The organism is Streptomyces sp. NBC_01515 (assembly GCF_045040345.1).
Lineage (GTDB): Bacteria > Actinomycetota > Actinomycetes > Streptomycetales > Streptomycetaceae > Streptomyces.
On record NZ_CP109416.1, the window covers coordinates 1,258,268 to 1,273,083 of the forward strand.

General features: G+C 68.2%; 11 protein-coding genes and 2 pseudogenes. 6 read left to right on the top strand and 7 right to left on the bottom strand.

Annotation, left to right across the window (positions count from 1 at the left end; all coding sequences use genetic code 11):
- Nucleotides 1-89: 89 nt before the first annotated feature.
- On the top strand, nucleotides 90-1,034 hold the full coding sequence (locus OG407_RS05250; RefSeq protein ID WP_405855445.1) for an SGNH/GDSL hydrolase family protein: 945 nt from the start codon (nucleotides 90-92) through the stop codon (nucleotides 1,032-1,034).
- A gap of 344 nt (nucleotides 1,035-1,378) precedes the next feature.
- Here the strand turns inward: OG407_RS05250 and OG407_RS05255 are convergent, their stop codons facing one another.
- The gene (locus OG407_RS05255) at nucleotides 1,379-1,969 is read right to left on the bottom strand and encodes a hypothetical protein (protein WP_405855447.1); all 591 of its coding nucleotides are present in this window, start codon (nucleotides 1,967-1,969) and stop codon (nucleotides 1,379-1,381) included.
- A gap of 820 nt (nucleotides 1,970-2,789) precedes the next feature.
- Here OG407_RS05255 and OG407_RS05260 point away from each other — a divergent pair.
- Nucleotides 2,790-4,541, top strand: a complete 1,752-nt coding sequence (locus OG407_RS05260) for an RICIN domain-containing protein (protein WP_405855448.1) — start codon at nucleotides 2,790-2,792, stop codon at nucleotides 4,539-4,541.
- 519 nt (nucleotides 4,542-5,060) lie between these two features.
- On the opposite strand, the gene OG407_RS05265 is transcribed toward OG407_RS05260, so the two are convergent.
- From OG407_RS05265 to OG407_RS05290, 6 genes and pseudogenes are all read right to left on the bottom strand, one after another.
- Nucleotides 5,061-5,231 carry a hypothetical protein gene (locus OG407_RS05265; RefSeq protein WP_405855450.1) on the bottom strand — a complete coding sequence of 57 codons (171 nt, stop codon included), beginning with the start codon at nucleotides 5,229-5,231 and terminating at the stop codon, nucleotides 5,061-5,063.
- Nucleotides 5,228-5,719, bottom strand: coding sequence for a hypothetical protein (locus OG407_RS05270; protein WP_405855452.1), 492 nt, complete (start codon nucleotides 5,717-5,719; stop codon nucleotides 5,228-5,230). The genes OG407_RS05265 and OG407_RS05270 overlap by 4 nt, the downstream gene beginning before the upstream one ends.
- Before the next feature lie 187 nt (nucleotides 5,720-5,906).
- Nucleotides 5,907-6,657 (bottom strand): annotated as a pseudogene (locus tag OG407_RS05275) (SDR family NAD(P)-dependent oxidoreductase).
- Nucleotides 6,654-7,931 (bottom strand): annotated as a pseudogene (locus OG407_RS05280) (enolase C-terminal domain-like protein). Before OG407_RS05280 ends, OG407_RS05275 begins: the two co-directional pseudogenes overlap by 4 nt.
- Before the next feature lie 151 nt (nucleotides 7,932-8,082).
- The gene (locus OG407_RS05285; protein ID WP_405855454.1) at nucleotides 8,083-9,261 is read right to left on the bottom strand and encodes an acyl-CoA dehydrogenase family protein; all 1,179 of its coding nucleotides are present in this window, start codon (nucleotides 9,259-9,261) and stop codon (nucleotides 8,083-8,085) included.
- 194 nt (nucleotides 9,262-9,455) lie between these two features.
- Entirely contained in the window at nucleotides 9,456-9,821 is a 366-nt protein-coding gene (locus OG407_RS05290; protein ID WP_405855455.1) for a ferredoxin, read from the bottom strand.
- 169 nt (nucleotides 9,822-9,990) lie between these two features.
- Here OG407_RS05290 and ppk2 point away from each other — a divergent pair, with 169 nt between their 5' ends.
- The 4 genes from ppk2 to OG407_RS05310 all read left to right on the top strand — a co-directional run bounded on the left by ppk2 (nucleotide 9,991) and on the right by OG407_RS05310 (nucleotide 14,684).
- Nucleotides 9,991-10,794 (top strand): polyphosphate kinase 2, encoded by an 804-nt coding sequence (ppk2, locus tag OG407_RS05295; protein WP_405855457.1) that lies wholly within the window; start codon nucleotides 9,991-9,993, stop codon nucleotides 10,792-10,794.
- Nucleotides 10,795-10,816: 22 nt separating this feature from the next.
- A complete protein-coding gene (locus OG407_RS05300) occupies nucleotides 10,817-12,559 on the top strand; it encodes a SulP family inorganic anion transporter (protein WP_405855459.1) in 1,743 nt (580 codons plus the stop codon).
- Between the two features lie 305 nt (nucleotides 12,560-12,864).
- The gene (locus OG407_RS05305) at nucleotides 12,865-13,716 is read left to right on the top strand and encodes an alpha/beta hydrolase (RefSeq protein ID WP_405855461.1); all 852 of its coding nucleotides are present in this window, start codon (nucleotides 12,865-12,867) and stop codon (nucleotides 13,714-13,716) included.
- A gap of 434 nt (nucleotides 13,717-14,150) precedes the next feature.
- Complete coding sequence (locus OG407_RS05310) at nucleotides 14,151-14,684, top strand: GNAT family N-acetyltransferase (RefSeq protein WP_405855466.1); 534 nt, start codon at nucleotides 14,151-14,153, stop codon at nucleotides 14,682-14,684.
- Nucleotides 14,685-14,816 lie beyond the last annotated feature (132 nt).

Genomic DNA, 14,816 nt, shown 5'->3' on the forward strand with positions numbered 1-14,816 from the left:
CCGACCCCCAAGGGCCACACCGACACCGCTCCATGTGTACCGCCACGTCCCCGCACCCCAGCATCCGCGACGAAGAACAGGACACAGCAATGGGACCGTTGGCACGAACCGGCATGGGCGTGGCCCTTGCCTGCGGGGTGCTCCTCACCGCCGTCAGCATCGGACAGAACTCCGACAGCAGCAGCAAGAGCAGCCAGAGCAACAACAAGGAGATATCCAAGGGGCCGTACGTAGCACTCGGCGACTCGTACACCTCTGGCCCCAAGATCCCTCCTCAGACCGCCACTCCGGCCGGCTGTGACCGTTCCGGTCGCAACTATCCGGCCCTGGTCGCCACGGAACTCGGCCTCAAGGCAGCCGACTTCCGTGACGTGAGTTGCAGTGGCGCCACCATCTCCGACCTCACCACCCCCCAGTCCACCGGCAACGGCACCAACCCCGCACAGCTCTCCGCGCTGACCACCGACACGCGGTTGGTCACGCTCGGCATCGGCGGCAACGACATCGGCTTCAGCTCGATGATCACCAAGTGCGTCGGCACCGGAACGCTCTTCAAACTGGCCGAGCGCGTCACGGACATCACCGACAAGGCACCCTGCGAGGAGAAGTACACCTCCGGCGGAACCGACAAGGTGGCCCAGAAGATCCGCACCACGGGTGACCGCCTCACCCGCGCACTGAACGAGATCCAACGCCGTGCGCCCGAGGCCCGGGTCTACGTCGTCGGCTACCCGTCGATCCTGCCCGCCAAGGGCACACGCTGCGGTCGCGGCCTGCCCATCGCCCCCGGCGACGTCACATTCCTGCGCCAGAAACAACAGGAACTCAACACCATGCTCGGCGAACGCGCGCGAGCCGCAGGAGCCACGTATGTCGACACCTTCACCCCGTCCGCCGGCCACGACGCCTGCTCCCCGGCGGCCACCCGCTGGATCGAACCCCTCAAGCCCAGCAGCCCCGCCGCCATGGTCCACCCCAACGAACGGGGCGAACAGGGCATGGCCACCGCAGTCCTGAGCAACGTCAAGAACTGAGGACAGCAACAGTCCGAGAACAGCGAGGCCTCAGGCAGGCCACCTCGGCCTTCTTCCTCCTGCGCCCCGCGTCTCCGGTCGCGCGTATTCAAGCGGAGCGCGCGTCCGGTCCGCATCGGCCGTCCGTGGGGACAGGCGCCCGACGCGGGTGAAGGGCCCGGCCACGATCCGAGAAATCCCGGGATCCGTGGCCGGGTCCGCACCCCCACACACCACCACCGCCCCAACCATCGCCGGCCGAACGCCTCCAGGGCGCGGTCCGCCGGGAGAGCACCCGCATGACCACCGTTCTCCTCTACCGCGGTGGCGCCGCCGGCTTCCCGGCAGATCCTCCCGTGCCGGAATCAGTTTCGGCAGTCCGAGCTGTTCACCGCTCGGTCGTAGGCCACGTACTTGCCGGACGGCTTGCCCTGGGTGTTGAGCACGTTGGCCTTGGCGTCGTAGTAGGCGCCACGCGAGCTGATCTGGTTGTAGCTGCGGCCACGCCAGGTGGTGGTGTTCTCCTGACCACCGCCCGACTTGCCCCACGAGTACTTGTCGACGTGGAAGACCGGGTTGCCGCGCACCGTGCGCATCTCCGGGCGCAGCACCAGCCAACCCGTCCGGCGCGGGTTCACAGCGATGGTGGTGGACACGGACCAGCCCGACTGCTTCGCGTACGACCAGCTGTGCTCGTAGCTGGCGCCGGCCTGGACCGAGAGGACCTTCTCCAGGATGGTCCAGTCGATGCCGATCGAGCCGGAGACACTGTTGGTCGTGGTGCTCGTGGTGCTCCCGTTCGCCTGGACGGTCTGGCTGAGTCCCGAGCCATAGGCGCAGTTCACCAGGGGTTCGGTAACCCCCGTGTCCGAGCCGGTCCAGGTCCAGGTCGACCGGCTGACTGACCGTACTTCGAAGTTCCGGGCGGTGCAGGCGACTTGATCGGTCGCCGGCATCAACCGGAGCTTCATCGCGTGCGGAACGGGCCGACCACCCGTCGAAATGCCGTCGCGACCTGCACACTCACGCGATCACCGGGACTTCGAAACCGTCCTGGGTGGCGACAGGTGCGCCGACACGTCAATACACAGTGAACCCCTCCTCTGCGAAACACTTTCGAAACACACTGGTGACACGGATGCCCCACGCCCGAATAATTGGCCCATCCCCGCTCCCCCGTCGGGGAGTTCAAAGGAGGTGAAGGGTTGCCTTGTTCGCGATGGCATGAGGGCATCCGAACCGCGTTACAACCGCAGCCGGAACGGCACGCTGCCGGCATCCTTTGAACAGACCGCCACCAATCCGGTCCACGCCATCTGCGAAGTACTGACTGCGACGGGACATCAGCAATTCCCCTGTCACCGTCAACGCTTGAGGCAACCGCAACGCTGCCTGTCTCTGCGAACAGCCGCCGCAGACAGATCGTTCGACTCCCTTCGGTTTTCATGCAACACAACAGAGCAGCGGACGCGCTCGTACGCCATAAGCGGTGAATGCGCCCCCTCGCCAATCAGGAAAACCCCAGGGCTCGGCTCCACTGCACCGATTCGCCGGCTCAGTCCGCGACTCGAACGATGGCACCCCCTTGCCGCAGCGTGGACAGGACGCTCCATATCACCGGGGGAAGACAAACCCTCCTCCGCTTCGGCGCCGCCAAGTCGGAGAGAAACCACCGGCCACCGGGATACGGATCCCGGCCCGCTCCGGGCTCCAGATCCGATCTTGTCTATCTTTTCGGGAGGAAAGATGAAAGGCACAAGACATCCGCGTAGAGCTGTGATCCTCGTTCTGGCCATAGCCGCGACGCTGTGGACCTTCGCGATGCCTGCGCAGGCGTCCACACCGACACCCGCCACCCTCTACCAGCTCCCGAGCAACTCATCCTGCACGAAGGCCACCAACAACTGCGCGCTGTACCCGAAAACGGCCGTGCTGCCGAGCGGACGACTCGTCGCGGCATTCGAGAAGTCGACGGTAGCCGCCTCGGGTTCGGCCGACGGCCAGACAATGCCGTTGTACAAGAGCGACGACAACGGCACGACCTGGCAACACCTGTCAGACGTCAAGGCGCCGGCGTACGCGTCGTCGAACCCCGCGTACTCCTCGTACGTCAGTAACTGGACCAACCCGTATCTGTACGTGCTGCCCCAGGCAGTCGGAAATCTCGCATCCGGCACACTGCTGATGGCCACCGTCGTATCGGGCGACGACTACAACTACCTCGACCAGAAGGCAGCCAACTCCAGCTACACGCCGACGCACGACGGCGACCGCAGCAACACGGCGATCGCGCTCTACTCAAGCACCGACTCGGGCGCGACGTGGAATGTCGTCAACGTCATCACGACGGGCAGCTGGTCCAACGGTGCGAACTACCCGGCCACCGCGAACACTTACCACCAGAACGACCCCGTGTGGGAACCGTACTTGATGGTCTACAACAACCAGCTCGTCGCCTACTACTCCGACGAGAACGACTACACCGGCTACGACTCGTCGACGGGCGTCCCGACGCTCGATCCGAACAACAACACGACTTCGGATCCCGCCACACAGATCCTCGCGCACCGGACATGGGACGGCGTCAGCTCGTCATGGAGCAGCGCGGTTGTCGATGTCTCCGGAACGACGGTCACCAATTCGTCCGGCTACAGCGAGATCGGCGGTGGCCGCCCCGGCATGACCAATGTCGTCCAGACCAGTGACGGCAAGTGGATGATGACCTACGAATACTGGGGTGGCGGTGACAACGTCCGCTACAAGATCGCCAGCGATCCACTGCACTTCTACTCGGTGGGCGGTACCGCGGGCACCGGCGTCACCTCGCTCTCGGTGACATCGGGCTCCAGCGCCTTGTCCCGTGGTGGGAGCCCGGTGCTCATGCGCATGCCGAACGGGCGGATCCTCTTCAACGCCGCAGGCAGCGGGGACGTCTGGACGAACGCCGGCGGAAGCAGCACCGGTGCGTGGACGCAGCAGCACACGACGATGGCGTCCTCCTACAGCCGCAGCCTCACCTACATCCCCAACACGGGCCGAGTCGAGATCGTCGGCGGGACAACCACGATCTCCTACGCGGACATCGACTTCGGAAACTCCACCGGCGCGTACTACAAGCTCGTCAACGTCAACAGCGGTAAGGCCCTCGGCGTGTTGGGCGCGGACCTCCTCGACGGGCAGAACGTGGTCCAGTGGACCGACAACGGGTCGGCCGACCAGTTGTGGCACGTCACGGATGTCGGCAGCGGATACAGCACACTGCTCGACAAGAACAGCGGCCGAGCTCTCGGCATCCTGGCGGCCAGCACGTCGAGCGGCGCGAGCGCCGTGCAGTGGGTGCAGAACAGCGGCAACGACCAGCAGTGGCAGGTGGTCGCCGTCGGCTCCAACTACAAGCTGGTGAACCGCAATTCGGGTCTCGCCCTCGGCGTTTCCGGAGCAGCCACCACCGACGGCGCACAGATCGTCCAGCAGGCGTACACCGGCGCCTCCTCTCAGCTGTGGTCCCTGGTGCTGGTGTCGTCCTAGACACAGCACGCCTCAACGGGCAGCACACAAAGCGGGAGCCCGGCCGGCCGCCGGGCTCCCGCCAGAGTCGTCACGTGAGGGTGTTCATGGGCCGGCGCACGGTGCGGCGCCGGCCCTTCGGCGTCAGTCGAGCGGGACGTCCGTGCCGAGCAGGGCATCGCCTTGGTCCCGCCGGACACGCTCACGCCGGGCCCGCTCATCAACTGCCGGCGCACCGTCATCGGAACGCCGCCCCAGACCAAGAAGGCCGTGAACTTCCACGTCGACCTCCTGTGTGCGCACGGCCAGCAGGACCCGGCCAAGGACGGCCGGGAGGGCTCGGAGAGCTGCCTGCACCAGAGCGACCAGCAAGGAGTACATCAAGCTCGTCGGCACCCAGACCATGTGGCAGGCGCTGGAGAAGTCACAGTCCTACACCGAGTCCGTTGCCGGCACTCGTCATCGTGCTCGTGCTGACGCGGATCGCGCTCGCCTGACCATCTGGTACTCGCTGCAACACCGGAACCTGCTCGGTCCCGGTCAGAAGGGCTTCGCAGGCCCCGACACCCTTCGGGCCGCCTTCGGCGACGACACGTCATGGGGGGCCATCAAGAACGTCGAGCTGCCGCGCGTGAACCGGCTGAGCGAACAGCCGGTGCTCTCCATCATCATGATCACGTCGTGGCGCTGGGCACCGTTCGCGATGCTCATGCTGCTCGTCGGACTGCAGGCACTGCCGGATGACCAGTTGAAGGCCGCACGTCGTCCTGCCGCACCTGCGGCCCTTCCTCGAACTGACCGCGCTGCTGCTGAGCATGAACATCATCCAGACGTTCGGCGAGATCGCCCTGCTCACAGCCTGTGGTCCCACGTTCGGGACGACAAACATCACCTACTACGGGTACCTGTGTGCGTTCAACTCGTCCGACTTCGTCACCGCTTCGGGATACGGGCTGGTCACGCTGGTGTTGTCCGCAGAACACGTTCCAGGCAGGCTTCTGGGCGTATGCGGGCACCTCGATCGTCGTCGCGGTGGTCTCGACGGTCCTGGTACTGCTACGGGCCACGCCTGCCGCGTACGCCCTGTCGGTAGGCCGGTCCATAAGACGCAGGACGTGCTGTTCTTCTTCATCAGCACGAAGATGATGCCTGTCGCCGCAGGCATCATCCTGGTCTACGTGATCGTCCAGCACCCGCACCTGGGCATGAATCTCCCGCTTGCCGTATGGATGATCCGCTCGTTCCTCCGGGAGATGCCGGGCGAGCACCGTGCTTCCACTGGTCCGGCCCGGCCTGTGGTCAACAGCCCTGCTGTGCTGCGTGTTCTCCTGGAACGAGTACTTCTACACGGTCAACCTCACGACGACCCCCTCCACGCTGCCGTGTTCAGGCGCGCGGGCGGATCCGCAGTCCGTGCATGCCGCCGTCGACGGCGAGATCGGTGCCGGTGGTGGAGCCGGAGAGCGGGCTCGCCAGGTAGGCGATGGCCGCGGCGACCTCTTCCGCGCTGACCAGGCGGCCCATGGGCTGACGGGCGTTCAGGGCGGCGCGTTCGCCCTCGGGGTCGGCGGCGCTGTCCAGCAGGCGCCCGACCCAGAGGGTGTCGGCGGTACCGGGATTGACGCAGTTGACGCGGATTCCGGAGTGCACGAGGTCGGCGGCGGTCGCCCCGGGGAGGGAGAGGACGGCGCCCTTCGTGGCCGAGTACAGGGCCCGGTCGGGCAGCCCCGCCGTGGCCGCGATGGAGCAGGTGTTGACGATGGCCGCGCTGTGCGAGCGCCGCAGGTGCGGCACGGGTCACCCGCACCATGCCGAAGACGTTGACCTCGAAGACGCGACACCACTCGTCGTCGGTGTTGTCCTCGATCGTTCCCTGGGCGCCGATCCCCGCGTTGTTGACAAGGATGTCGATGCCCCCGAGCCTGCGGGCGGCCTCCCCGACGGCCGTTCGTACGCCGGTGTCGTCCGACACGTCGGCCTGTATGCCGATGAGAGGTTCTGGCACGTCGCCCGGCTTGAGATCGAGGCAGGCCACGCCCGCCCCACGCGCAGCGAGCAACTGAGCGGTGGCCAGGCCGATGCCGGAGGCGCCACCGGTGACCAGCACGGTCAGCCCGGCGAACTCGTTCGTGCTCATGTCTCGGCCTTCGCTTCCCACACCGGGCCTTCGGGGTAGCGGTGGGCCGCCACGGAGTCCGGGTGCAGTTCGGCGCTGATACCGGGGGCGGTCGGCGCGAGGTAGTGGCCTTCCCGGATCCGTACGGGATCGGTGAAGTGCTCGTGCAGATGGTCGACGTACTCGATCACGCGGTTCTCGGTGGTGCCGCTGACGGCGACGTGGTCGAACATCGCCAGGTGCTGCACCATCTCGCACAAGCCGACCCCGCCGGCGTGCGGGCAGACCGGGACGCCGAACTTGGCGGCCAGCAGCAGGATGGCGACGTTCTCGGTGACACCCGCGGTGCGGCTCGCGTCCATCTGGAGGATGTCGAGCGAACCGGCCTGGAGCAGCTGCTTGAACATGACCTGGTTGTGGGTGTGCTCGCCGGTGGCCACCTTCACGGGCGCCAGCGCCTCGCGGATGGCGGCGTGGCCGAGGATGTCGTCGGGGGAGGTGGGTTCCTCGATCCAGTACGGGTCGTAGGGCACCAGCGCCCGCATCCAGTCGATGGCCTGCTGGACGCCCCACGCCTGGTTGGCGTCGACGGCGATCCTGATGTCCGGGCCGACCGCCTCGCGGGCCAGCCGCATCCGGCGCTCGTCGTCCGCGCGGTCGGCGCCGACCTTCGGCTTGATCTGGGAGAACCCGTCGGCGACCGCCTCCTTCGACAGCCGCACCAGCTTCTCGTCGTCGTAGCCGAGCCAGCCGGGTGTCGTCGTCTACGCCGGATAACCGTGCTCCAGCAGGTGCGCGGCACGTTCGGCGCGGCCCGGTTCGGCGCGGCGCGGGATGTCCAGGGCCTCGTCACGGGTCAGCGCGTCCCGCAGATAGCGGAAGTCGACCAGGTCGACCAACTGCTCCGGCGGCAGTTCGGCCAGCAGTCGCCAGACCGGCTTCCCCGTACGACGGCCGTACAGGTCCCACACGGCGTTCACGATCGCCGCGGCGGCCATGTGGATGGCCCCCTTCTCCGGGCCCAGCCAGCGCAGTTGGCTGTCGCCGGTCACCCGCCGGGAGAACCCGCCGAGGTCGTTCAGGACCTCTTCCACCGGCAGGCCGACCACCAGCGGGGCCAGCGCACGTACGGCGGCGACCTCCACGTCGTTGCCCCGCCCCACGGTGAAGGCGAGCCCGTAACCCTCGTCGCCGCCACTCGTACGGATCGTCACATAGGCGGCCGAGCAGTCCGGTTCGGGGTTCATCGCGTCGGAGCCGTCGAGTTCCAGAGAGGTCGGGAACGACGAGGGGATGAACCTCGGTTCCGCCTACCCCCGCGACCGATCAACCGCTGCACGATCAGCCTGCATTGAGGTGATGCGCCGTCACCTCTGAGCAGCGACGGCGATCTTGGTGCCAACTATCCCTCTTTTGTGCCAACTAAAAATCCTCGTCACAACGGGCCTACCGCCGCACCCTCGGCATCCCCAGCCCGATCCACGAGATGATCTCCCGCTGGATCTCGTTGTTGCCGCCGCCGAAGGTGAAGATGACGGCGGAGCGGTAGCCGCGCTCCAACTCGCCGTGCAGGACGACGCCCGCCGAGCCCTCCTTCAGGGCGCCGGCCGCGGCGACGATCTCCATCAGCCAGGCGTACGCGTCGCGTCGCGCCTCCGAGCCGTAGACCTTGACGGCGGAGGCGTCCTGCGGGGTGAGGGTGCCTTCCTGGACGGCGTTCACCATCTGCCAGTTGAGGAGTTTCATCGCGTCGAGCCTGGCGTACGTGCGGGCGAGGAGGCGGCGGACCCAGGGGAGGTCGACGACGCGGCGGCCGTCGGCGAGTTTGGTCTCCATGGCCCAGTGCTGGACGTCGTGCAGGGCGCGGATCGCCATGGTGCCGTGGGCGGCGAGGGTGACGCGTTCGTGGTTGAGCTGGTTGGTGATCAGGCGCCAGCCCTGGTTCTCCTTGCCGACGCGACGGGTGACGGGGACGCGGATGTTCTCGTAGTAGCTGGCGGTGGTGTCGTGCGAGGCGAGGGTGTTGATCACCGTGCAGGAGTAGCCGGGGTCGGCGGTCGGGACCAGGAGCATGGTGATGCCTTTGTGCGGCGGGGCGTCCGGGTCGGTGCGGACGGCGAGCCAGACCCAGTCGGCGGTGTCGCCGTTCGTCGTCCAGATCTTCTGGCCGTCGACGACGTACTCGTCGCCGTCCCGTACGGCACGGGTCTTGAGCGCTGCCAGGTCGGTGCCGGCCTCGGGCTCGCTGTAGCCGATCGCGAAGTCGATCTCGCCGGCGAGGATCTTCGGGAGGAAGTACGCCTTCTGCTCGTCGGTGCCGAAATGCATGATCGTCGGGCCGACGGTGTTCAGCGCCATCAGCGGCAGCGGTACGCCCGCCTGCGCGGCCTCGTCGAAGAAGATGAACTGCTCCATCGGCGACAGCCCGCGCCCGCCGTACTCCTCGGGCCAGCCGACGCCGAGCCAGCCGTCCGTGCCGAGCCGGCGGATCGTCTCGCGGTAGAAGCGCTTCTGGGCGGCCGGGTCGTCGTAGCGCGAGTAGGCGTGGTCGGGCACCAACTCGGCGAAGTAGGCGCGCAGTTCGGTGCGCAGCCGCTGCTGCTCGGGCGTGTATTCGAGATGCACGGCGCCTCCAGGCTCCCCAAGGCCGGTCCTGACGGCGCACACCGTAGAACGTGTTCCAGAAATAGGGAATGGCGAGGCGGCAATGCCCCTGAAGGAAGCGGCGATGCCCCTGAAGAGGCCGTAGGCGCGCGGCAGTTCAGCGCGGCCAGGGACGTCGGTCGAGGGTGGCCGTGGACGTCAGTCGAGAGTGGACGTCAGGTCAGCGTGGCCATGAACTCCGTGCACGCCCGCGCGCAGTCCCGGCACGCTTCCGCGTCCTCCTCGGCGCCCGGTCGCGCGTCGAAGACCTGCGCGCACTCCAGACAGACGAGCAGGCACCACTTGACCTGGAGGCGCAGGGCGGACTCGTCCTGGAGGTTCTGCTCGGCCAGCATCCGGCAGGTCGCGTCGCACACCTCCGCGCACAGCAGCGCCTTGCGTCGTACGACTGCCTCGTGGTCGCCGGCGTCCGGATCGGAGCGGCTGACGCGCAGCACACAGGCCCGCGCACACTCGGTGCAGGCCTGTGCGCAGGCGAAGCGGTCCTCCAGGAAACGGACGAGCTCCTGTTGCGTGGTCATGGCTGTCACACAGTCCGGGTTGCCGCTGCCGTCCGGCGCAAACCCGGCGGAGCAGGCATCCGGAGCAGGCATCCGGGGTGCGCGCTCCCCCGCCGGTCAGTACGGTGCTGTCCAGGTGTTCGACCTTGGACACGAGGAACCGCGCACGTCACCGAGGGGTTGAGGCGGCATGGCCGGCAAGAAGGCGGCAAAGCTGCCGCGCGAGAAGTACGAGACCGAACTGCTGCGTCTGCAGACGGAGTTGGTGAAGCTCCAGGAATGGGTGCGGGCCGAGGGCACCCGGCTGGTCGTGATCTTCGAGGGGCGGGACGCGGCGGGCAAGGGCGGCACCATCAAGCGCGTCTCCGAGCACCTCAACCCGCGTGTCGCCCGGATCGCCGCCCTGCCGAAGCCGACCGACCGCCAGCGCACCCAGTGGTACTTCCAGCGGTACGTCGAGCATCTGCCGGCCGCCGGCGAGATCGTCCTGTTCGACCGCAGCTGGTACAACCGGGCCGGTGTCGAGCACGTGATGGGCTTCTGCACCAAGGAGGAGTACCAGCTGTTCCTGCGCCAGTGCCCCCTCTTCGAGCGGATGCTGGTCGAGGACGGGATCGTGCTGCGCAAGTACTGGTTCTCGGTGAGCGACGACGTCCAGGAGGAACGCTTCCGGCGCCGGCTGGACGATCCCCTGCGCCGCTGGAAACTGTCGCCGATGGACCTGGAGTCCCTCACCCACTGGGAGGCCTACTCCCGGGCGAAGGACGAGATGCTGGTGCACACCGACATCTCCGAGGCCCCCTGGTACGTGGTCGAGAGCGACGACAAGCGCCGGGCCCGCCTGAACATGATCGCCCACCTGCTCGGCTCCCTCCCCTACCACGAGGTGTCGCCGCCGGTCCTCGAATTCCCGCCCCGCCCGCCGTCCACCGGCTACGAACGCCCCCCGCGCGACCTGCAGACCTTCGTCCCGGACCACGCGGCGAGCCTCTGAGCAGGTCGGGTCGAGGAGCACCATGTCCCCCAGCCCGGGCGGGCGCGTCCTGAACTGGCGACGCCTGACGCCCGGAATCGCCGCGCTGGCCGGATACCGGCGCGCGTGGCTGCGCGGCGACCTGCTCGCCGGAGTCACGGTCGCCGCGTACCTCGTCCCGCAGGTGATGGCGTACGCCGGGGTGGCCGGCCTCCCGCCGGTCGCGGGCCTGTGGGCGATCCTGCCCGCACTCGCGCTCTACGCCGTACTGGGCTCGTCCCGGCTCCTCTCGGTCGGCCCCGAGTCGACGACCGCGCTGATGACGGCGACGGTGGTGGGCCCGCTCGCGGGCGGCGACCCGAGCCGCTACGCCACCCTCGCCGCCGCCCTCGCGGTGACGGTCGGACTGCTCTGCCTCGTCGCATGGGCGGTACGCCTCGGCTTCGTCGCCGATCTCCTCTCCCGCCCGGTCCTGATCGGCTACTTGGCGGGCGTGGCCCTGATCATGATCGTGGACCAACTCCCCAAGCTCACAGGGGTGTCGACGACGGGCTCGGCGTTCTTCCCCCAACTCTGGTCGTTCCTGAGCCACTTGGATCAACTCCACGCGCCTACAGTCCTGTTCGCCGCCGTCACGCTCGCCTTCCTGTTCACGGTGGCACGTCTGTCGCGGATGGTGCCGGGCCCGCTGCTGGCGGTGGTGCTGGGCACGGCGGCCGTGGTCGTCCTCGACCTCGACGACCGCTACGACATCAAGGTGATCGGCCATGTCCCGGCGGGACTTCCCACGATCGGCCTGCCCGACCTCACCCAACTCCCCCACCTGATACTGCCCGCACTCGGCGTCCTGCTCGTCGCCTACACGGACTTCATCCTCACCGCCCGCGCCTTCACCGGCGGCGAGGAGGACGACGGTCCCGGTCTGGACGCCGACCAGGAGTTCCTGGCGCTGGGCGCGGCCAACCTCGGCGCCGGCGTACTCCACGGCTTCCCGGTGAGCAGCAGCGCCAGCCGCACCGCGCTCGCCTCCTCGTCCGGCGCCCGCAGCCAGGCGTACTCACTGATCGCCGGAGCGCTCGTCCTCTCGGTCCTCCTCTTCCTCAGCCCCCTGCTCTCCCGCACCCCCTCGGCGGTCCTCGGAGCCCTCGTCGTCTACGCCGCCGTCCGCATGATCGACCTCACCGGCTTCCATCGCCTGGCCACCTTCCGCCGCCGCGAACTCCTCCTCGCCCTGGGCTGTTTGACCGGAGTGCTGGCCCTGGACATCCTCTACGGCGTGATCGTCGCCGTGGGCCTGTCGGTGGCCGAACTCCTCACCCGCGTGGCCCGTCCGCACGACGCCGTCGAGGGCCTGGTCCCCGGTGTCGCCGGCATGCACGACGTGGACGACTATCCGCAGGCCCGCACGATCCCCGGCCTGCTCGTCTACCGCTACGACTCCCCCCTCTTCTTCGCCAACGCGGAGAACTTCCGCCGCCGCGCCCTGGCCGCCGTAGCCCAACAGGCCGTCCCCGTCCGCTGGTTCGTCCTCAACGCCGAGGCCAACGTGGAGGTCGACATCACCGCCCTGGACGCGGTCGACGAACTCCGCCGCGAACTCGCCCACCGCGGCGTCGTGTTCGCCCTCGCCCGGGTCAAACAGGACCTCCTGGCCGACCTGGAGGCGTACGGCCTGGTGGAGTCCGTCGGCACGGACCACATCTTCCCGACCTTGCCCACGGCTGTGGCCGCGTACCGGGAGTGGAGCGGTGTGCCTGGTGAGGGGGCGGCGGGGACGGTGGCGTAGTGCCCGTTTCCGTCGTGGTGCCGGATTCCCAGCCGCACGTAGGGAGCAGCCCGGCTGCTGAAGGCAACGACCGGGACGCCGACCCCGGCATCTAGGTCACATTGCCGATGCCACCGCGAAAGCGCTCCTCATAGGGTCCATGACATGCCACACCGATGAAGCCGCCCGTGCGCGGCTGAGCCCGCCGACCGAGCCGAACTCCTACGGCGACCCGTTCAGTTGGCGCCCGCAGCCCTCGCACAGCAGCTCGGCGGCGAGCGCTTCGTCAGACCCCCCTTTCCCCATCTCCATGCCTGAGGAGTCCCATGAGTTCCGATGTTTCCCGCCGGCGAGTACTGGCCGCCGGAGCGGCGCTGGCCGGGTCGGCGGCGCTGATCGCCGGCGCAGAAGGAACGGCCGGCGCGGCGACGGCCGCAACTGGTAACCGTGAGGAGAAGTCCAAGGTGAAGCCCACGATCGTTCTGGTGCATGGCGGGTACGCCGATTCGTCCTGCTGGAACGCCACCGTCGGGGAGTTGCAGGACAAGGGCTACACCACGGTCTGCGCGGCGAACCCGCTGCGGGGCATTCCGACCGACGCCCCGTACGTCGCGAGTCTGCTGGACTCCATCAGCGGACCGGTGGTGCTGGTCGCGCACTCCATGGGCGGCACGGTCATCACGAATGCCGCCGCCGGGAAGTCCAACGTCAAGGCGCTGGTCTACATCGCGGCGTTCGTGCCCGACGTGGGCGAGACGCAGGGCGAACTCATCACCAAGTTCCCCGGCAGCGAGGTCGAACCGGTCAGCGTGCCGGTCCCGTACACGAAGGCCGACGGCACGACCGGAACCGACCTGTACCTGAGCAAGGACGGCCAGGCGGCCTTCGCCGCCGACATCTCCACCGCCGACTTCCGGGTCCTCCAGGCCACGCAGCGGCCGTTCGACGCCGATTCGTTCGTCTTCCCCACCACGGCCGCGGCCTGGAAGACGATCCCGTCGTGGGGCCTGGTCGCCGGCCAGGACAAGGCGATCCCGCCGGCGTGCGAGCGCTGGATGTACAGCCGTGCCAACGCGCGCAAGGTCGTCGAAGTACCGCGCTCGTCCCACGTCGCGATGATCAGCCACCCGAAGGTCGTCGCCGGCCTCATCACGGACGCGGCCAAGGCTGTCAGCTGACACTCGCGGCCAGTGCCCCGGTCCACCACCCGGACCGGGGCGCGCTTCCCCCTCCCCAGGCTGCTGACCGGATACCGGGCCGGTACGGTCTGGCCAGGCGTGGTGCTTGCCGACGACAAGGTGATCGGGCGGGTCACCGTCGGAGGCATCCGCGCAGATGGAGAATCTGCCGTCACAGCGGCCACGCCGCAACCGATTCAGCCCGCACGGAGTCGCACACTCCTCGATCTTCCTTGACGGGAGCTGGCGGGACAGGCTGCTGTGGGAGCGGGTGCTCGGCGACTGACGGGCTGATCCGCGATGGGTCTTGCCTTCGTGATGCAGCCGAATGTCTCGTCGTGAGGAACGCCGGGGTTCTCCCTCACGAATCGTGCCTGGCCGCTGATGGGGTCCGAGGAGGAACCAGTCGAGCGGGTACGGGCGTCCAGAGGGGCATGCATCAAGGTTTCCGACTGCGTGAGGCGACCGCTGAGGACGCCGACGTCCTTGCCAATGTGCACACCCGGACCCGGACCGCGTACTACACCGCGGGCGGCCTGCCCGAGGAACTCCTCGTCGACCCGACTGCATGGGGGCACCGGCGCGATGCTTGGGCACGGGTGCTGGCCACGCCGTCGCGTGCCACGCTGGTCGCGGAAGACTCGGACGGGACGACGGTCGGGCTGCTCACTGCCGGGCCACCGCACCACGAAGACCTGGACGCCTCGACCTCCTACGAGCTGTACCAGATCGGCGTGCTGGCGCACGCCTGGGGGCGCGGGGTGGGTAGGGCCCTGCACCGGGAGTTCGTCGCACTGGCCGCGGCCGCCAGCTGCACCGAGGGCGTGCTGGAGTGCTGGGCGTCCAACTCCCGCGCGCAGAGCTTCTACGCCCGAAACGGCTGGCGGCCGGATGGAACGCGCCGTCCAGGACCGCTGGACCATGACTACGTCCGGCTGCGGCTGAACCTCGTACCGCACAGTTCCTGAGCGGCTGCCGGATCCGGATACCGGGACGGTCGGGGGCGCGGACCCACGGCCCGCCGACAGCGGGCGCACTCCCCGGATCGTCCGGCCGATCATGGAGGACCCCACCTCGTAGCGCACATCCAACGCCTCACG

Bases quoted from the DNA above. Each gene is read 5' to 3' on its own strand.
- OG407_RS05305 (WP_405855461.1), top strand. From the start codon at position 12,865: ATGAGTTCCGATGTTTCCCGCCGGCGAGTACTGGCCGCCGGAGCGGCG.
- OG407_RS05300 (WP_405855459.1), top strand. From the start codon at position 10,817: ATGTCCCCCAGCCCGGGCGGGCGCGTCCTGAACTGGCGACGCCTGACG.
- OG407_RS05310 (WP_405855466.1), top strand. From the start codon at position 14,151: ATGCATCAAGGTTTCCGACTGCGTGAGGCGACCGCTGAGGACGCCGAC.
- OG407_RS05290 (WP_405855455.1), bottom strand. From the start codon at position 9,821: ATGACCACGCAACAGGAGCTCGTCCGTTTCCTGGAGGACCGCTTCGCC.
- OG407_RS05255 (WP_405855447.1), bottom strand. From the start codon at position 1,969: ATGCCGGCGACCGATCAAGTCGCCTGCACCGCCCGGAACTTCGAAGTA.
- ppk2 (WP_405855457.1), top strand. From the start codon at position 9,991: ATGGCCGGCAAGAAGGCGGCAAAGCTGCCGCGCGAGAAGTACGAGACC.
- OG407_RS05265 (WP_405855450.1), bottom strand. From the start codon at position 5,231: ATGAGCATCGCGAACGGTGCCCAGCGCCACGACGTGATCATGATGATG.
- OG407_RS05250 (WP_405855445.1), top strand. From the start codon at position 90: ATGGGACCGTTGGCACGAACCGGCATGGGCGTGGCCCTTGCCTGCGGG.